Below are 19,516 nucleotides of genomic sequence, written 5' to 3'. Positions count from 1 at the left end.
AGCATAACCTAGAGAGCGGTTATTTAGAATTCTCCGAGCAGCTTAACTTCTGGCTCTAGAGATACTGACCAATGATATTCTACTTTTTCTTGAGCATAGCGAATTAATTCAAATATATCTTTGGCGGTAGCCGTACCGCAGTTAAGAATAAAGTTAGCGTGACGATGAGCTATTTCAGCATCGCCTATCCTGTGTCCTTTTAAACCCAACTGTTCGATTAACGTGGCTGCTGCCTGGGGTTGCGGATTGCGGAAAACACTACCACAACTGGGAAGATGATAAGGTTGAGTCGTCTTGCGCTGCGTCCAATTTTGATTGGCAAGTTCCATAATTTCAGCTTTGGTATAGCCAGGCTCAAGCTGCATTGTAGCTCTGACTACCATGCGATCGCCTCCCTGTAAATTGGATGTACGATAGCTATAGGCTAAATCTTCAGGCTTTAATTGAGAAACTGTACCATCGGTCGATAAAACAGTAACGCTGACCAAAATATCTGCCATGCAGGAGCTATGCGCGCCCGCATTCATCACCACGCCACCGCCAACCGTACCAGGTATACCTACTGCCCATTCCAGTCCCTTCAAGCCTCGTTTAGCAGCTTTCCAAGCCAGTTTAGCGATCGCCTCCCCCGCATCAGCCACTAAAATACCTGTCTCAGGATTGAATTCATAACTACGAAAATATCGCGTCGAAAGCACCAATCCAGGCAAACCGCGATCGCTAATTAATAAATTTGAACCAGCACCCAGCAAGGTTAGAGGAACATCTTGTTTTTGATACCAGGCAAAACTTGCTTCGAGTTCATCCCAGTTTCTTGGTGCAGCATACCATTGAGCAGCACCACCAACTTTATAAGAGGTTTGGCTCGCTAAAGATACACCAGTCTGGATTAAATTATCGCTATTATCGCTATTCATTTAATTAATAATTGAGCCGTTAACAATTATTGATTCAGGTTGGTTGATGATATCTTCTCGAACGCATTTTGGCGAGTTTTTTAACGCTTTTGACTTTGATTTAAATATTTCCCGATTGAGACTCAAAAAATTACTAATAGCTGATTAAATAATTAATCCCAATTAATATAATGAGATAGTTTTAGGGATGGCTTGATTGAGATTACCTGCACCCAGAAACAGAGCTAGATCTCCTGGCTGCAATATTTCTTGCTTGATAAAATCGGCAAGAGAATTTACGTCAGCATGATAGTAAACGTGATGATGCTTAAGCGCGATCGCCTGAACTAAATCTGCGCCACTAAGATTAAATGTATTGGTTTCTCCTGCACTATAAATGTCGGTAATCACTACTACGTCTGCATTGTTTAAAGCATTAGCAAATTCCTGCAAAAAAGTTTTGGTGCGACTATAGCGATGGGGTTGAAAAATTGCTACCACTCTTTTTAGAGAATCATTACCATCTACACTTAATCTGGCAGCAGCCAAAGTCACATTAATCTCGCTGGGATGATGAGCATAGTCATCGATAAAGGTAATTCCATTGGCTTCTCCTCGATGCTCAAATCGTCTTTTTGTCCCGCCAAAGGTGGCTAAAGCCTGAGCAATAGTTGCAAATTCTAAACCTATCTGTCGTCCAACAGCGATCGCAGCCATGGCATTACTTAGGTTATGTTCTCCTAATAATGGTAGCTGTAATTTTCCTAAACACACGCCTCTTTCCCAGATTTGTGAGTTACTGCCTTGGGAATGATAAGTAATATTTTTAGCAGTATAGTCTGCTCCTGTAGCTGGATCGAGACTGTAACTAATAGTTAATGCTAACTCATCGCGGATAATCGGATCGTCAATACAGCCAATTAAAGTATTACACTGCCCTGCAAAGGTCTGGAAAATATTAATTACTTCTTGAATATCGTGATAGCGATCTGGATGATCTAGTTCAATGTTAGTGATTACGCCGATGCTAGGATGATGTTTAACCAAAGAACCATCAGATTCGTCTGCTTCGGCTACCAGATATTCTCCTTGTCCACTCCTGGCATTACCATTCCAGTCATCCACTTCTCCACCAACAATGATTGTGGGATCGAGATCGCTTTTGAGCAATATATAGCCAATTAGGCTGCTGGTAGTGGTTTTACCGTGGGTTCCTGATACTGCTATTCCCTGATACTGTTCGATTAAGGCAGCTAAAAGATCTGAACGATGGAAAATAGGACAACCAAGTTTAACTGCTGTTTGGTATTCCAGATTAGTAGGCGCGATCGCGGTAGAACAAATAACCTGTGGCAGGAAATCAACTTGACTGCCCAAAGTTTTAACTTCTTCCAAAGTGTCCGATTGTCCTCCTGCTTTTACTGACAACGCTTTAGGCTCTCTACTAGGGAATAGAATCGAGCATTCTAAATTATTTGCTTCATGTCCGCGAAAAATCCTGACTCCCAATGCTTCTAAGCGTTCAGTAATATGGCTAGAATGCAAATCCGAACCAGATACTGGTAGTTGTCGTTGAGCAATAATCTGGGCTAAAGCCGACATCCCAATTCCGCCGATACCGATAAAGTGAAATGGTCTACCATTTAAATCTACTTTTACCACTTTTTTGTCTCCTGCATAGCACAAACATCTTGACCAGGGGTCACAGAATACTACCTTGTTTTGATGTGAACAGCACTTTGTCTAAAAAAACGGCGCGGCTTCATGACTGCATAAACCCGTTTAAGAGCGCGCACTAAGACAGACAGAGCTTAGATTCACTAACGGTCACAGCAGGCTCCGTCGTTTTACGGCGGAGTAATCTGTGACTTCGTGAAGCATTCTAGATATTCCCCTTGCTCTAAACAATACGGGCTATGATAACAAGAATTTTTTTAACTTAGGTATAAAAGAAAGACTGGTAACCAATTAAACTTGTGTTTAAGATTTATATATTTTGGAAATATAGCTGAAAAATCTACTGTTTAATTGCTAATAAGGCAACACCGTAAGATTTTCGTAATATTTTCAATCAGACCTAACTATTGGCTTCAGAATATTACTCTGATTAATGTTCAAATTGATTCAGGGTAAGGTCTTGAATTGTGCCTACTTTACGATATGATGAGTCTTATTAAGAATGTTTTAATCTATTAACCTAATAAATATAGAGGGCAAGAAAATAGTGGTTAGAGTAGCAATTAACGGTTTTGGGCGTATTGGACGTAATTTTGTCAGATGCTTACTAACTAGGGGAGAAAACACTAACTTAGAATTGGTGGGTCTTAATGATACCTCCGATCCTAAGACTAATTCTCACTTATTGAAGTATGACACGATGCTAGGTGTTTTAAATGCAGAAATTGGTTATGATACCAATTCTCTGATCGTCAACGGCAAAACAATTAAATGCGTCTCCGATCGCAATCCTTTGAACTTGCCTTGGAAAGAATGGGATGTTGATATTGTTATTGAAGCTACTGGTGTTTTTCGCGACGCTGAGGGTGCAGGAAAACATCTTCAAGCTGGTGCTAAGAAAGTAGTTATTACTGCCCCTGGAAGTGGTCCTAATATTGGAACTTACGTTATGGGCGTTAACCAAGAGAAATATACTCCTGGTGAATTTGATATTGTTAGTAATGCTAGCTGTACGACTAACTGTCTAGCCCCTATTGTTAAAGTCATTAACGAACAATTCGGTATTATTAAAGGTGCGATGACCACCACTCACAGTTACACTGGAGATCAGCGTATTTTAGATGCCAGTCACCGAGATCTTAGAAGAGCCAGAGCAGCAGCAGAAAACATTGTACCGACCTCCACTGGCGCAGCTAAAGCCGTAGCTTTGGTTTATCCTGAAGTGAAAGGTAAGTTGAATGGTATCGCCTTACGTGTACCTACTCCTAACGTTTCTGTTGTCGATTTAGTCGCTCAGGTTGAGAAGAAAACCATCGCTGAAGAAGTTAACGAAGTACTGAAAAAAGCTTCTGAAGGCGAACTCAAAGGCATTTTGGGCTACACCGACTTACCTCTAGTATCTTCCGACTTCAAGGGTACTGATGTTTCCTCCACTGTTGACGGTCAGCTAACTTTAGTTTTGGATGGTGACATGGTTAAAGTCATTGCTTGGTACGACAACGAGTGGGGTTATTCTCAGCGCGTTGTTGATTTAGCACAGCTTGTTGCTCAAGGTATGTAAAGCTAAATTAGTTTAGTTGAGCTATTGAGTTAATATAATTAGATTTTGTTGCAGACACCTCCCTACTAAAGTTAGGCGGGGTGTTTTATTTTTAAGCTTTAAAAGCGGTCAACCGTTTTCGACTCGTTAAACTAATTAATCAAGTTTTGAACTACTATTAAAATTAAATATGCAGCTAAATATAAATAGCTATGGGTAGAAAAGCAAAGCTAAAAAAAAGCCGACAGCAAACCAAAGATACCGCAAAATCGGTTCAAAAATATAACCAAACTGAGTTTGTCGAGCAGTTTAAAAAAATGGGTTATCAGATAGAAATATCTTCACAACTGCAACCCAAAAATAATCGAGGAAATATAGCTCCAGAAATTCCTCAAGATAGAATTGAACCTCAGCTATAGTTATACTAATTGCTTAGATTAAAAAAAATGTTTTTAAGCCTATTACGACTTAATTCCCAGCTAGATATAGGCAAAACAATCGGCCATAATAAAGGAGCGATTAAAAGAAAACCCCAGGATATAAGATCGGTTTTAGGTGTGCTGCTATCTAGATAAAAAAGCATAAACCAATAAATAAAAACCATTAAAGAAATTGTCCAATACCAACCAGCTATATTTGCTGACATTTTTAGATAATAATAAGTAGATACTTTTAACTTATTATTGTTGATAAAATCTTAAATAGTAAATAGTAAAACCACTTAAATTTTAATTAAATAAAATGATAATTTCATTTTGAATAGATTAATTAAGTATTTGTTCATAGATAAATTTACTGAAATGCAAATTAGTGCGATCGCACCATCTTAGAAAAATTATTAGTATTATTTTGTTGAGCAACTTCGCATGAATCAGATTGAGCAATGTTAACTTTTACTTGATAACCAATATTAGTCAAAAGCTGAGTTATAGTTTCTTGTGCCTTTAAATTTGCACTATTTAAAATGCCTTGATTACAGGCAGTATTAACAATTTCAATTAAAGTTTTTTTCTGAGCTAAAGTTTGCAGTTGCGGGGCAACATCAGGCCCTAAATTAAAAAATCCACGGTCATAGTCATAAACGCGAGAATGATTGACATCAATTTTGCTATCTAATATTTTGGCTGATGGCAAATCAATTTCAATGTGGTTATTGCTAATTTTAATATCTGTATCTTTCAGTTCATTTAAATCAACTCCAGCCCTAATTTCTCCTCGCGCAATATAAAGTAAACGAGTAGTAGCTAAAGACATATTTCCTAATTTACGCTCTGCTGAAGCTGGAACAATTGTTTCGATTGTCTGTACTGTTGTAGACAACTCTTGAATGTTTTTAATCCGCTGTACAATCGGCGTAAAGGTCTCAATTTTAGGTTGAGCTGGCTGAATATTAAATAAGTTGCCGATAAAATTAAAGGCGCGATCGCCTGTACGCCAAATACTTAAAATAATAAGTATCATTATTAAATTAATGCTGCCAGCGCCCCACAACAATAGCTGTTGCCAAAAAGACATAGAAGGTTTGAAAGTTTTCATCTGTTTGACTAAATAATTAAATAAGTTGGCGGGGAAAAAGCTACTAGCTCTCAGCTTTTAACAAGATAATAATACTTGTATAGCAACTAAGAAAAATTTTTATATTTCGATTAGCTTTACTTCACCTGTATCTAAATCATATCTATCGCCAACAATTTTCAGCTTACCTGACGACAATTTTTGATTAATCAAGTCAGAATTTTGTTTAATACGCCCAATTTGATCGTGAATATTGGCAACTACGGCATTGTCAAGGCGATCGCTTTCCCTTAGCAGAACAGCCAGAAGAGATGGTAGCTGGAATCATCGATGTCAACTTTAACCGGATGTGGAGGAGTTTGAGATATCAAATCGAGCAAATGCTCAAAAATGGTGGTGGTGCGATTAGTCAATAACGTTGGTAACTTTAAAAGCGATGGTCTCCTGGGTGTTCGATTTATCGCGCTACCAAATCACCAGTAGATACCATGAGTCAGGTTGCTGCTTTAGAATATGCCCGTAACAATATTCGGCTCAATGCGATCTTTTCTGGTTTATTAGCCAATCAATTAACATCGGGAAACGGTCAATCATCTACCAATGCTATTTTTATTCCCATGAATCGTGGTGGTAGTCCACAAGAAATAGCCCAAACAGTAGTTTGGTTGTGTTCTAAGCAAGCTTCTTACATTACAGGACTACTGTACCTGTAGATGGTGGTTTAGCAGCATTAGCGATGAGTTAGGCTCTAGTTTTCTTTGCTACCATTTTTCACCAAAGGGGCGTAAATCCAACTCAAATGTCCAAGCAGAAGGCGGTTGCTTGGTTAAAAAATATACCGACTCAGCAAGATCATCGGAACTGATAAAATCATCGTCTGATTTATCGGGCATTGCTTGGCGGGTGCGTTCTAAATTAATTAGACCATCGATAATGATATAGGAAACATGAATCTTCTCTGGGTCTAAATATCGCGCCATCGATTGAGCTAAACTGCGCTGGGCAGCTTTAGCAGCAGCAAAAGGAGTAAAATTTGCACCACCTTTAATAGATGCTGTTGCACCAATCACAACAATGTTACCTCCTCCTAGCTTTCGCATCTGGGGAATAACCTGTTTGGCTACTATAAATAAACCCCTAGCGTTAACCTCCCAAGCCCGTTGGAAAGATTCGACAGTAGCATCGTCTATATTAGCAAAAGCACTAGCACCCGCATTATAAACTAAGACGGATATTGTACCCATTTCCGACTCAATACGGCTAAATACTGATGCTGCTGGCTCAATTTCAGTGACATCATACTGATAGGCTTGGGAATTGGGGATTTCTTGAGTTAATTGTTGTAGATATTCGATATTTCTAGCTAGCATCGCCACGTGATAACCCTCAGCCGCAAACTTACGGGAAAATGATTCACCATTCCCCGAACCGACTCCCACAATTACACAGACAGGTTTACTCATTATCTTTTCCACAATTTATAGTCATGTTTTCTCCGTTCATTTTCAAACATTCAAGTAGACATGATCGATAAACAGAAGCGGAAATTTTAAGCAGTATTAAAATCATGTAAAGTAGTAATATTCTTTTGACGGGTAATTATTTGTTTTACCTCCAGCTTAGCAAAAGCTCTAGATAAAGTTCCAGGTACAAAATACAATTCGGCAGCAATTTTCTGTGAAGGAGTATTTAAAGTAAAAGTGTTAGGATCGCCGTCTGTATCTTCCGACAACTTATCTAAATGTGTATTTTAAATATTCTAAAACTCGACGATTGGCAACGGAAATATTGCGTTATTCTAAACGTTTTTGTCAGTCATAAATTTTTTGGCAAAGTAGCTCAATAATGGCTTCAATAAGCAAAGGATATTGTTTGATAGATTCTAATCAAACCGATTTTGGATATGCCAGAACTTGAGAATTAGTTTGAGCGATCGCACTACTACGATAATTATCAAATAATAAACTTGTTTCTCCCAAAGTCTCTCCAGAATTTAGTAGACGTGCTTTCGATCATCTAGAACATTTGGCTCATTTGACTCATTTGACTCTTCTTTTTCTGACGGTTACCTTGTTTATTAAATACTAGTGTTTTTTGGCAATATTTGTTAAGCTGTAACACCGCATATAGTGCTTGATTAAAAAATAAAATTTTATGACTTCATTTTTATCTCAACCTCAAGACATCATGCCAGCTAACCCAATCTTTAATCCTGGCGGTGATGACAAAATAGAAAATCGCTCTATTTGGTTTGGCAACACCACCAATTTAATGCAGCTAAATGACGTACGTTATTCGTGGGCAATTGGCTTGTATCAGCAGATGCGAGAAAATTTTTGGATTCCTCAAAAGCTCGATCTGACTCAAGACGTAACCGACTACTGGAATCTTACTCGAGAAGAACGTCGCGCTTATGATGGTATTTTAAGCTATCTAACTTTTTTAGATTCTGTCCAAACCTGCAACATTCCTCATATTAAAAGTTGTGTGACTGCACCAGAAGTAAGCGTTTGTATGGCAGAACAAATTTCTCAGGAGGGGATGCACAACCAAAGTTATCAATATATCATCGAAACTGTCATTCCAAGCGATCGCCGCAGCAACGTGTATGAATTTTGGCGCACAGATAAAGTGCTAGCAGATCGCTGTGAATTTATCGCCTCAATTTATCAAAAATATGTCGATCATCCTACTCCTGAAAACTATTTTGTTTCTCTACTAGCAGACTATTTATTGGAGGGAATCTACTTTTATAATGGGTTTATCTATTTTTACAATTTAGCCTCACGGATGTTGATGCCAGGTAGTGCTGATATTTTTAAAATGATTAACCGCGACGAATTAAGTCACGTCCGACTATATCAAAAATTACTGCCAGAAGCGATGCAGCTATTCCCTCATTCTGTGGAACAAATTTATGAGATGTTTGATACAGCAGTCAAGCACGAATGTCGTTGGTCAAATCATATAGTAGGAAATAATGTTTTAGGCATTACTGAATCTAGTACCGAACATTACACCAAGTATATAGCTAATCTACGTTTGCGCTCCATCGGTTTAGAACCTTTGTACAGTGATGAGCAGTACAAAAAAAGCCCTTATAGACACTTAGAAAGATTTTCTGACACCAAAAAAGCAGGGCACACTAAAGCTAATTTTTTTGAAGCAGGAGTTACTAGCTACGTGATGTCATCTGGAGTAAGTGGTTGGGATGAAATATAAACACTGCGATCAATCGGTGAATAAAGTGTTCTTTATTTTGGCATCAATTCCAACGAAGAAGTCAGCAAAGTTTAACAATTAAGACGTTATAAATGAGATGAGGGCTTGTTATCTCATCTTTTTATTTAAGTTTAAAATACAGTATTGCCAAGCTTTTGTTAAAGTCACAATTTCAATTTTTTAGGTTAAAGCACTTCATTATTTAGTCGGAAAAGAATATATTTAATTGCGACCATTATCTATGAAGCTAAACCTCACTAAAAATAAAGATTACGTAAAATTTTGGATCATGCATTTAAAATTTATTTAAAGCACAGTGTTCTTACTGATTTTTTTCGTATCGTAGAGTCAAATAACTAAATTAAAAGTTTGTATTTAACTTGAAGACTAATAGTGTTTACTATTGTAAATTCTAAGCATCAGTAGATTAACTTAAGTAAAAATATTTATATACTATTTTAGTTGGCTAATGTTCAAGTTATTTCAAAATCTTCTTCCTGGTGAGGCTAACAACAAACTCAATTCAGCTATTTCAAAATCTCAGATTGCTGATTGGCAAACACAAATCTCTCAGGCTAATGCTCTTTGGGAACAAGGAAAGTTAAGTGAGGCTTTGGCGATCTACGGTTTAGCAATTGAACAAAATCCTGACTTGCCAGAAATTAAACAGCATTTGGCAGAACGTTTGAAGCATCAGGGAGATTTAGCCGTAGCATATGAAAAGTTAGCCACAGGTTTAAAAAACCAGGGCAATGTCGAACAAGCAGCAAACTATTATCGTCAGGCAATTAATCTTAAAGCTTTGACAGGAAATACTACAGACCAACTGCTCAGAGGTAATTTTTCTCAGACAAAAAGACCTCCTATCCCCATTGCTAGTCTGAAAGAAGCAGCTTTCTCTTTTCAGCCTTTAGCTAACAGTTCGGCCATAACACAAGTAACATCACAATCGTCTTTCTCCAACGTTGAATCAGAATCTAAGAATATATCTTCTGGATTTTCTCAACGGCTTAAAATAGTTAATCCAGCTCAAGCAAAAGATATTGATGGGGAAACAGCACAAGTATATCTTCAAAAAGCTTTAGAACATTTGGAACGACAAGAATGGCAACAGTCGGCACTCGCCTGTAGACAGGCTACAGGAATTATGCCTGATATGGCAGAAGCATATAAAATTTGGGGCAACGCTTTGCAAAGAAAGGGAAAAACCAGCGAAGCTATGTCCTGTTACGCCAAAGCGGTAGAAGTTAAGCCTAATTTAGCGGAAGTATATGCAGGAATCGCTGTCATATATGCTCAACAAGCAAAATGGCAACAGGCAATTAAACATTATCAAAAAGCAATTATTATTAAACCTAGTGCGGAAATATATCGTAATTTAGCTGGCGTATGGCAAAAGTTAGGTGAATCGGAAAAAGTCGAGTTTAATCTTTATCAAGCCTCAAAATTGGAATCAGCGCAGACATCATTAAGTGAAACTGAAGTAGAATCAGATTTAACGGCAATAGATAATTTTGAGATAGATAGTTCTGTAGAAGCTTATTATCGTGTAGCGAAACGGTCAGAACAGCTCAATCAATGGAAAAAAGCAGCAAAGTATTATCGTCAAGCTCTAGACTTGAGTATGTCTCAACCAGTACTTCCACCACAGAAATTAGATCTAAACAAGTCAGTTGAAGCTAACATGCTTCAACAACAGCCAAAGCCAACTCAGGGAAATGCCCAACACACCGAACTCAGAACTTTGGAAAGCCAATTAGACAAGGCAATAAAACGCTATCATAAACAATCAAAACTTCAGCCTAATTCGCCGAAAATTTATACTGATTTAGGCAACCTTTATGCTAAAAAAGGTAAATTGCAATACGCGATCGCCTGTTATCGTAAATCAATTCAGCTAAATCGTAAATACGCAAAGGCACACTTGAACCTAAGCAGAGTTTTATTCAAGGTGGGCAATCAGCAAGAATTTATCAAGGAAATGCAGTTAGCTTTAGCTCTGCAACCAAAAATTGGTACAGCACTCGATCGCTTTTATCTGGGTAATGCTTTGGTCGATCGAGGTCAGCAACAACAGGCAGTTGGCTTTTACTGCAAAGCAATTGTTTTAAATCCTCAGTTTACCCAATCGTATCATCGTCTTGGAGAGATTTTGAGCAGTCAAGGAAAACATCGTGAAGCAATTAAGTTTTTAGAACAGGGAATTCATCATAACCCGCAAGATGCCGAATCTTATTATATTTTAGGTCAACAGTGGGAAATTCTTCAAGACTGGGAAAACACTGTAAAAACCTTCAGCCGACTGTTGCAGCTAGAGCCACAATTTCCTGAAGCATCTCAGAGATTAAATCATGCTTTAGCACAAAAGCTGAAGCTAAACCGTCAAGCAAAAAGCGAATTTAGTAATTAATCAATGATTTAGTAATATATTTAGTTTCGAGCAAAAAAAAGGATAGCCGATAGACTATCCTCTTGAGATGGTTAGACTAAGTGAAACTAGATTTGAGGCACAAATCTTTCTTTGTCTGGCACTTCAGCATATTCAGAAACAATCTGCTTTAATTCTTCGCCATCAATAGTTTCTTTCTCAATTAGCAGGTCAACTAGGCGATCGATTACTTCACGGTTTTCTCTAACAATTTTACGTGCCAATTGATGACCATGTTCAGCAATTTGACGTACCTGATCGTCAATGCGCGAAGCAACCTCTTCAGAATATTCAGCACGAGAGGTCAAGCCTGCACCCAGGAATACCTGACCACCTTGTCCCCCTAAAGCAATAGGACCGAGGTCACTCATTCCGTAAATAGTAACCATCTGTCTTGCCATTTCTGATACCTGCTGCAAGTCACCACCCGCACCAGTAGTTACTTCGTCGTTACCAAATATTTCTTCTTCGGCTGCACGACCACCCATCGCACCAGCAATTCGTGCCATTAGCTGAGAACGGCTAATCAAGCCTTGCTCTTCATTGGGAGTAAACCAAGTTAAACCTTGAGCCTGTCCGCGAGGAATTAAAGTAACTTTCTGTACTGGATCGTGATCCTTCACTAAGGTACCAACGATCGCATGACCGATTTCATGATAAGCAATCAGTCTCTTACTCTTCCCGTCGGTTAAAGGAGTACCCTCCATCCCAGCCACAACACGATCTACCGCATCGTCTATCTCTAGCATGGTAACTGCTTCTTTGCGTCTTCTAGCGGTCAAAATAGCTGCCTCGTTGAGCAGGTTAGCTAGATCTGCACCAGAGAACCCAGGAGTACGACGGGCGATCGCATCTAAAGAAACTTCAGGAGCAATTTTTTTGTTGCGAGAGTGAACTTCGAGAATTTCTAAGCGACCTTTAATGTCGGGGTTATCTACCATTACCTGGCGGTCAAAACGACCAGGACGCATTAGCGCGGAGTCTAAAACATCGGCACGGTTAGTAGCAGCGATAATAATAATCCCTGTATTACCTTCAAAACCATCCATTTCAGTCAGCAATTGGTTGAGAGTTTGTTCTCTCTCATCATTACCGCCACCAATACCAGCACCACGTTGACGACCTACTGCATCAATCTCATCAATAAAGATTAGACAAGGAGCGTTTTCTTTGGCTTTTTTGAATAGATCACGGACGCGAGATGCACCGACACCAACGAACATTTCGACAAATTCAGAACCTGAAATACTGAAAAAGGGAACACCAGCTTCACCAGCGATCGCTTTAGCTAAAAGAGTTTTACCTGTTCCTGGAGGTCCAATTAGCAATACACCTTTGGGAATTTTCGCTCCAACTGCGGTAAATCTTTCAGGCTGCTTGAGGAAGGTTACAACTTCCTGTAGTTCTTCTTTAGCTTCGTCAATACCGGCAACATCATCGAACATGATGCCTGTTTTAGCTTCCATTTGGAACTTGGCTTTAGATTTGCCAAAGCTCATTGCTTGACCAGGCCCACCAGGCATATTGTTAGAACGGCGGAACAAGAAAAATAATGCTCCAATCAAGATTACAGGGAAAATCAGATTACCCAAAAGCCCCCAAACCGCTCCTTCGTTACCAGCAGGATGGTAGTCGAAGTTAACATCAGCATCGCGCAACTTAGCGATTAACTCTGGTGAATTAGCAGGTAAATCAACTCTTAGCTTTTGTAGGCGGTTGTCTAATTCTGGATCGATCGCCTGAACAATAGCAGTTCTTCCATTTTCATATAATTCTACGGAAGTAACTCTGTCCGAATTGAGGTAGTCTAAAAAACGACCATAGGTCATGCGGGTACTTGCTGTGTTGCCGCTGAGGCTATTACTAGCAGTAGTCGCGGCAAAAGTTCCTTGCCACAGGAAAAAGCCTACTACCAGTAAAGGTAATGTCCAAAGTAATACGATTCTCCACGAAAAGTTCTTCATAGGGTATGTTTTGTTCTAAATTAAATATTTATTAGATTTATTAGCTTATTTTTTGTCCGTTCTAAAGTATTGACTAAAAGCTATAGCAGACTAAGCCACTTGATATTAGGTGTACAGATATTCAACCTCTTCCCTTATGTCTACCTAATAACTAGGCATGACATCTTTTTGGCTCGTATTATGCATGAAACTTAATTTAAGTACTTTAAGCTGCCAAACGCTGTTTAGGTCAAGTTTCTTTTCTTTAATATTACCTCTTGCTTAACTAAATTTAACGTAATTCTCATTTTTAATGCAATATTTGACACAAAATGCTTTTTAATGTAATGGATCGATGCTTTAAAAATGAACACAAGCCAATAGCTTTATTTTTAAACTAGCTAAAAAATGGTTAGAGCGATCGACAAGTTTCGACTAACTTGCAAAGTTCCTGGCATATAAAACTTGCCTCATTGTTATATCCATCCACACAGTAGAGATCATTTGTTCTTAATTCTTCATTTAAGATAAAAATTTTCATCTTTTAATAAAATAAAAGCGCCTACCAAATTCACTTGGCAGACGCATTGCAGAATAGAGTTTTTTCGTAGGTTTTCTTCAGCCAGAAAAACAACCTATTGCACACCATTGCACAACTTAACTTGAGCAATCTTAGTAAGTTTCAACGTGCCAACGATGCTCTTTTTTCATTGCTTTGCGATACTCGTCCCAATTAACGCCATTCTTATCTGCTGCTGCGCTAAGTGCCTCATCAATACCGCTTTCCATGCCTTTAAGACCACAGATATAGGTGTGAGTTTTAGGATTTTGCATTAATTCCCACAAAGCATCAGCCTGTTCAGCAATTTTGTGTTGAATGTACATTCTGCCACCTTCGGGGTTCTTTTGCTCACGGCTAATGGCATAATCCATACGGAAGTTATCGGGATATTTAGCTGCTAATTCTTCTAGCTGTTGTTTATAAAGAATATTGGGTGTTGTAGGAATACCAAAGAACAACCAAGCTAAGCCTTTAAAATTATAATCAGGATTTTTGTCTCCTTCAAAGAACATCCGCCATAGATAGGCACGGAAAGGAGCGATCCCAGTTCCTGTAGCAATCATAACAACGTTGGCATCTTCATCCTCAGGTAGGAGCATCTCTTTACCTACAGGGCCAGTAATAGCTACATCATCACCAGGCTGAAGACCGCACAAGAAGCTAGAGCAAGTTCCTTCTACGTGTTCTCCTGTCTCGGGGTCTTTATACTCTAATTTACGAACACACAGCGATACCGTTTTGTCATCTAAATTGTCACCGTGGCGAGTAGAAGCAATAGAATATAGCCTGAGCTTGTTTGGCTTGCCTTGATCGTCTTCGCCTGGAGGGACAATACCGATACTTTGCCCTTCTACATAGTGTAAATCTCCTCCAGAAAGATCGAAGGTCATGTGGCGACAAGTACCAACTCCACCCTCATCTACTAAGTCATAGATATCAACACACTTACCAATGTAAGGATCTTTAGGACGATAAATATTAACAGGAACTTTTTGTTTTGCTTGTTTGGGTTTTGTTTGAGTCATAGGTTTGTTATTATTAGAAGCTTCTTTCTGTTCGGGGGCAGGTTGGCTGTCTTGAGCTGGTATATTACTGCCAACAGGCTTGATCTTGATTACTTTTCCACCCAAACTATTGATGCGACGCATCTCTTGATTCATTCTGTTATAAGGAACAGTAATGAATACAGTACCACTGCTACGAATTGGTACTTTAGTATTGACGCTATTTTGAGATAAACCTTCTACCTCATAAATAAATAAACGGTTTTTGTATTCGGTATTGCTGCTAGAAAACGCTGCACTAGAGTTGTACATTACCTGAACTTGATTCCCCCAACTTAAATTTAAACTATTAAATACTTTACATAACTGAATCTATCTTCTGGCTCATTACTAACTTGAACAAGAAACCAAAGACAGCAGCTTAGACTGTTTGTACTGTATTAATAGACTATCATTGAGAGACTCTTATTGATTCATCAGCACAGAAAAACCTGGAGGAAATTGAGCAAGATAGATTGTTTAGTTTCAGGTTACATTCTGGGGATGTTTAAAATCTGTAGTTTTGAATTCATTTTAATTTTTTCTTAAACTGCTAGAACAAAAAACACTAGTCGATTTATTGATTTGTTACAACAGAATTTCAAGCTGTTCTCTCTTGTAGAGGTGGTTAGCTTCTGGTAAGATTCATCAATGTTAGTAATTAGCATTTTATACTCAGATTAACTAGCTAAAAATCAAGCTTGCTCTAAGCAATTCTCTGGAAAAACTCTGGCAAAATAGCTTGGAGAAATCTCACGGAAATGAACTTGTGTATGTATCTAAGCCATGTCGGAATATAAGGCTTAACTGTCTTTGAGGACATGGATTTAAACAGGATGTGTTTGCAGGTTGACTCCTTAGGATCGCTTAACAATTTATGAGTTAAATATTTAGTTTTGTAGAAGAGGAATTTTATGACCGCCGATTTAGACAGAGTAGTGCTTATCGGAGTAGCAGGAGACTCCGGATGTGGCAAGTCAACCTTTCTTCGCCGTCTGAGCGACTTATTTGGCGAAGAGTTTATGACCGTGATTTGTCTTGATGACTATCATAGTCTTGATCGCAAAGGTAGAAGAGCAGCAGGTGTTACAGCTTTAAATCCCAAAGCGAATAACTTTGACCTGATGTACGAGCAAGTTAAGTCTCTCAAAGAAGGTAATGTGATCGACAAGCCAATTTATAATCATGAAACTGGTGAACTCGATCCTCCTGAAAAAGTTTACCCTAATAAGGTAATTGTCATCGAAGGGTTACACCCTCTATATGACGAGAGAGTCCGCGAACTCGTAGATTTCAGCGTTTATTTAGACATTAGCGACGAAGTTAAAATTCAGTGGAAAATTCAGCGTGACATGGCTGAAAGGGGTCATACTTACGAAGATATTTTGGCTTCTATCAAGGCTCGCGAACCCGATTTTAAAGCCTATATTGAAGTACAGAGAGAGTTTGCTGATGTAGTAATTCAGGTATTACCTACAGAATTAGTCAAAGATAAAGATAGCGATCTGTTAAAAGTTCGTTTGATTCAGAAAGAAGGTGTAGAAAACTTCAATACTGTCTATCTATTTGATGAAGGTTCAACAATTCACTGGCGACCTTGTGGACGTAAACTTCAATGTCCTATTCCAGGCATCAAAATGTATTATGGTCCTGATAGCTTTTACAATAATGAAGTATCGATTTTAGAGGTAGATGGTGAATTCGGAAACCTCGAACAGATGATCTACATTGAGAGTCATTTAAGTAACACTAGCACTAGTCACTACGGCGAAATGACGGAGCTGTTGTTGAAGCATAAAGACTATCCTGGTTCTAGCAACGGAACTGGTTTATTCCAAGTATTAGTTGGCTTAAAAATGCGTGAAACGTATGAAAAGCTTACTGCTAAAACAGCCCAACCAGCCAAAATATAGATTTTCTAGTTGAATCAAATTGATTTGATAATTATTTTTAAGTCGCGCATTCTCTATTACGAGTATTCGCGGCTTTTTGCTTTTTCAATCAAGAGCGAAATAATCTTCAACAAATAACTCAGTGTGGCGATATACCTCTCAAGGTATAAAAGTAATCAATAGTTAAAAATTAGGCTGAGCGTAAATCTATATTCAGTGGGAAGTTTTTTTAGAGGAATAATGTCAAAGTGGGGATCGCAAATACTAATTAAAGTTTCAAGATTATTATGTCTGCCAATGGATTAACGGTATTTGACCGTACCTTAGAAAAAACACACCAATTTATTAATGATGTTGCCGAGCAACTTGATCTAGAAGATAAACATACTGTATTTATCGGCATTAAAGCAGTTTTGCACAGTCTACGCGATCGCATTCCTTTAGAAGAAGCAGCACAGCTAGGCGCGCAATTTCCGGTAATGCTAGCAGGATTCTATTATCAAGGTTGGAAGCCAGCAGCTACCCCTACCAAAGAAAGATCGGTTAGTGCTTTTGTCGATAAAGTCAAAAGTAATTTACCTCAAGGACACTATCCTGTAGAGATCGAGGCCTTGATCGAAGGAGTTTTCGCCGTTTTATCTGAATGGGTAACTCGCGGCGAAATCGAAGATGTAGCAAATATGTTACCCAAAGATATACAGGGGTTTTGGCCTCAGTCTGTAGTTGCTGAGTTAAATCAGTAATTAGCATAGTGCGATCGCTCTAACTATAAAGCTCTAACTATAAAGCGCTCGCTAAAAAATAGATTATCCCAGGAATCGATCGCATTAATCATGGAGTAGATTATTATTAGCGAGCGCAACTTCAAGAAATAAGTAGTAACTAAAATAGCTAGTAGTAAAACCTTAATAGTTTAAATTGAACCTGGAGACGAATTTAAAGAAGGCAAAAAGTTTACTATCTGAGGAAAAATAATAATCAGAATTAGAACTAAAAGCTGTAGCAGAATAAAAGGTATTGTCCCGCGATAAATATCTTTGGTTTTGAGTTCTGGTGGTGCAACTCCTCGTAAGTAAAAAAGGGCAAAACCAAAGGGAGGAGTCAAGAAGGAGGTTTGTAAATTAGCTCCAATGATTACGCCGTACCAAACCAAATCTAATCCTAGCTGTTGAGCCACGGGAGCAAAGATGGGAATCACAATAAAGGCGATTTCAAAGAAATCAATAAAGAAACCCAATAAAAAAATCACCAGCATATTAACTAGCAAAAAGCCGCCTGTTCCCCCAGGAAGATTAACTAGCAAGTTTTCCATAAACCTGTCTCCCCCCAAGCCTCGAAACACCAAGCTAAAAGCAGTCGAACCAATCAGAATAAACATTACCATGGTGGTAATTCGCATGGTTGCATCACATACTTCTCGCAACGCGGCCCAGTTCAATTGGCGGTTAATAGCTGCCAAAATTATTGTCCCTACCGAACCTAATGCACCTGCTTCTGTTGGCGTGGCGATACCCAGGAAAATGCTGCCTAATACCAAAACCACTAATACAAGCGGTGGTAGCATTACAGTTACTACTCGTATCAACAGCTTTTTTCCACTAATTCTCATGCTGGCAGGCAAAGCAGGGGCAACTTCTGGCTTGAGATAAGCTAGAATCAAAACATAAATGGCAAAAGCCATTGCCATCATTAATCCAGGAATTAATGAGCCAACAAACAGATCGCCGACTGGAACACCCAACTGATCGCCTAAGACTACCAGTACTACGCTAGGCGGAATAATCTGTCCCAAAGTACCAGAAGCGACAATTACCCCCGCAGCCAACTCCTTGCTATAGCCATAGCGCAGCATAATCGGCAAAGAAATCAAGCCCATCGCTACCACAGTGGCAGCTACCACTCCAGTAGAAGCTGCCAGCAATGCTCCAACAATTACCACCGCTAAAGCCAAACCGCCTCTTACTCTACCAAAGAGGATGCCCATAGTTTCTAATAGTTTCTCCGCAATGCCCGTTTTTTCCAGCATCGAACCGAGAAAAATGAAGTAGGGAATAGCTAGCAATGTATAGTTAGCCATAATTCCAAAAATACGGCTTGGCATTGCCTGAAAAAAACTTAAGCTAAATTCCCCTAATGCTGTACCAATTAAGGCGAAAAGAATTGCTACCCCACCTAAAGAAAAAGCGACAGGAAAGCCAGTGGACAAAAAGAGTAATGCACCCGCGAACATTACTATGCTTAACCAGTCATAACTCATTGCCTATCCTCACGACTAGTATAAATATTCCAGTTTTTAATTGCTTCGGAGATGCCCTGCAAAATTAACAAAATAAAAGCGAGAATGATGGCAAACTTGATGGGATATCGCGGTAAACCACCAGGATCGGGAGACATTTCCTGTATTCTCCACGAATTAACTACTGTTCCCCAAGAATAATAAATAAGTAGACTGCTAAAAGGAATTAAAAATAAAACATTGCCTAAAAAATTAGCTAGAGCTTTGCGACGACGACTCCAGCCTTTATAAAAAATATCTACTCGAACGTGTTCGTCATATTTAAGGGCATAGGCAGCACCAAACAAAAATACCACATCAAACAGATACCACTGGATTTCGATGAGGGAGTTAGAAGTAAGATTAGTCCCGATAATCCGCCCTAAATATCGCCCCAAAACATTCCATACTCCTACTGCAACCATTAACAATACTAGCCAGTAGATAATACGACCAATCCATTCATTTAAGATATCGATCGCCTGGGCTATTTTTAATAGCTTGCTCAAACTCTTTCCTCTAT

15 protein-coding genes and 1 pseudogene are annotated in these 19,516 nt (G+C 38.8%); 7 read left to right on the top strand and 9 right to left on the bottom strand.

From position 1 onward, the window contains the following. Nucleotides 1-23: 23 nt before the first annotated feature. Nucleotides 24-917 (bottom strand): UDP-N-acetylmuramate dehydrogenase, encoded by an 894-nt coding sequence (gene murB / locus V6C71_19565; GenBank protein ID HEY9770655.1) that lies wholly within the window; start codon nucleotides 915-917, stop codon nucleotides 24-26. A 162-nt stretch (nucleotides 918-1,079) separates the two neighbouring features. Further along, nucleotides 1,080-2,558 (bottom strand): UDP-N-acetylmuramate--L-alanine ligase, encoded by a 1,479-nt coding sequence (gene murC / locus V6C71_19560; protein HEY9770654.1) that lies wholly within the window; start codon nucleotides 2,556-2,558, stop codon nucleotides 1,080-1,082. 562 nt (nucleotides 2,559-3,120) lie between these two features. Here murC and V6C71_19555 point away from each other — a divergent pair. Then, a complete protein-coding gene (locus tag V6C71_19555; protein ID HEY9770653.1) occupies nucleotides 3,121-4,134 on the top strand; it encodes a type I glyceraldehyde-3-phosphate dehydrogenase in 1,014 nt (337 codons plus the stop codon). A gap of 191 nt (nucleotides 4,135-4,325) precedes the next feature. After that, nucleotides 4,326-4,532, top strand: coding sequence for a hypothetical protein (locus V6C71_19550; GenBank protein ID HEY9770652.1), 207 nt, complete (start codon nucleotides 4,326-4,328; stop codon nucleotides 4,530-4,532). A gap of 388 nt (nucleotides 4,533-4,920) precedes the next feature. Here the strand turns inward: V6C71_19550 and V6C71_19545 are convergent, their stop codons facing one another. Next, nucleotides 4,921-5,649, bottom strand: coding sequence for a DUF4230 domain-containing protein (locus V6C71_19545; GenBank protein ID HEY9770651.1), 729 nt, complete (start codon nucleotides 5,647-5,649; stop codon nucleotides 4,921-4,923). Between the two features lie 428 nt (nucleotides 5,650-6,077). Here V6C71_19545 and V6C71_19540 point away from each other — a divergent pair. Then, nucleotides 6,078-6,341, top strand: a pseudogene (locus V6C71_19540) (SDR family oxidoreductase). Nucleotides 6,342-6,389: 48 nt separating this feature from the next. On the opposite strand, the gene V6C71_19535 reads toward V6C71_19540, so the two are convergent. Then, nucleotides 6,390-7,091: an SDR family NAD(P)-dependent oxidoreductase gene (locus tag V6C71_19535; protein HEY9770650.1), complete on the bottom strand. Its 702-nt coding sequence runs from the start codon at nucleotides 7,089-7,091 to the stop codon at nucleotides 6,390-6,392. An 86-nt stretch (nucleotides 7,092-7,177) separates the two neighbouring features. Then, nucleotides 7,178-7,360 carry a hypothetical protein gene (locus V6C71_19530; GenBank protein HEY9770649.1) on the bottom strand — a complete coding sequence of 61 codons (183 nt, stop codon included), beginning with the start codon at nucleotides 7,358-7,360 and terminating at the stop codon, nucleotides 7,178-7,180. A 422-nt stretch (nucleotides 7,361-7,782) separates the two neighbouring features. Between V6C71_19530 and V6C71_19525 the strand changes: the two genes are divergently transcribed. Together V6C71_19525 and V6C71_19520 are read left to right on the top strand one after the other, a co-directional pair. After that, nucleotides 7,783-8,850, top strand: a complete 1,068-nt coding sequence (locus V6C71_19525) for a ribonucleotide-diphosphate reductase subunit beta (GenBank protein ID HEY9770648.1) — start codon at nucleotides 7,783-7,785, stop codon at nucleotides 8,848-8,850. Between the two features lie 469 nt (nucleotides 8,851-9,319). Further along, a complete protein-coding gene (locus V6C71_19520) occupies nucleotides 9,320-11,260 on the top strand; it encodes a tetratricopeptide repeat protein (protein ID HEY9770647.1) in 1,941 nt (646 codons plus the stop codon). 86 nt (nucleotides 11,261-11,346) lie between these two features. Here V6C71_19520 and ftsH2 read toward each other — a convergent pair whose 3' ends face one another. Continuing rightward, complete coding sequence (gene ftsH2, locus V6C71_19515) at nucleotides 11,347-13,242, bottom strand: ATP-dependent zinc metalloprotease FtsH2 (GenBank protein HEY9770646.1); 1,896 nt, start codon at nucleotides 13,240-13,242, stop codon at nucleotides 11,347-11,349. 651 nt (nucleotides 13,243-13,893) lie between these two features. Further along, on the bottom strand, nucleotides 13,894-15,099 hold the full coding sequence (locus tag V6C71_19510) for a ferredoxin-NADP reductase (GenBank protein HEY9770645.1): 1,206 nt from the start codon (nucleotides 15,097-15,099) through the stop codon (nucleotides 13,894-13,896). Between the two features lie 641 nt (nucleotides 15,100-15,740). Here V6C71_19510 and V6C71_19505 point away from each other — a divergent pair. Continuing rightward, entirely contained in the window at nucleotides 15,741-16,739 is a 999-nt protein-coding gene (locus tag V6C71_19505) for a phosphoribulokinase (GenBank protein HEY9770644.1), read from the top strand. Nucleotides 16,740-17,005: 266 nt separating this feature from the next. Beyond that, nucleotides 17,006-17,461, top strand: coding sequence for a DUF2267 domain-containing protein (locus tag V6C71_19500; GenBank protein ID HEY9770643.1), 456 nt, complete (start codon nucleotides 17,006-17,008; stop codon nucleotides 17,459-17,461). Nucleotides 17,462-17,631: 170 nt separating this feature from the next. Here V6C71_19500 and V6C71_19495 read toward each other — a convergent pair whose 3' ends face one another. Both V6C71_19495 and V6C71_19490 read right to left on the bottom strand, forming a co-directional pair. After that, a complete protein-coding gene (locus V6C71_19495) occupies nucleotides 17,632-18,975 on the bottom strand; it encodes a TRAP transporter large permease subunit (GenBank protein ID HEY9770642.1) in 1,344 nt (447 codons plus the stop codon). Next, the gene (locus tag V6C71_19490; protein ID HEY9770641.1) at nucleotides 18,972-19,502 is read right to left on the bottom strand and encodes a TRAP transporter small permease subunit; all 531 of its coding nucleotides are present in this window, start codon (nucleotides 19,500-19,502) and stop codon (nucleotides 18,972-18,974) included. The genes V6C71_19495 and V6C71_19490 overlap by 4 nt, the downstream gene beginning before the upstream one ends. Nucleotides 19,503-19,516 lie beyond the last annotated feature (14 nt).

This window comes from Coleofasciculaceae cyanobacterium, assembly GCA_036703275.1.
Lineage (GTDB): Bacteria > Cyanobacteriota > Cyanobacteriia > Cyanobacteriales > Xenococcaceae > Waterburya.
This window is presented reverse-complemented; position numbering and strand designations above follow the sequence as displayed.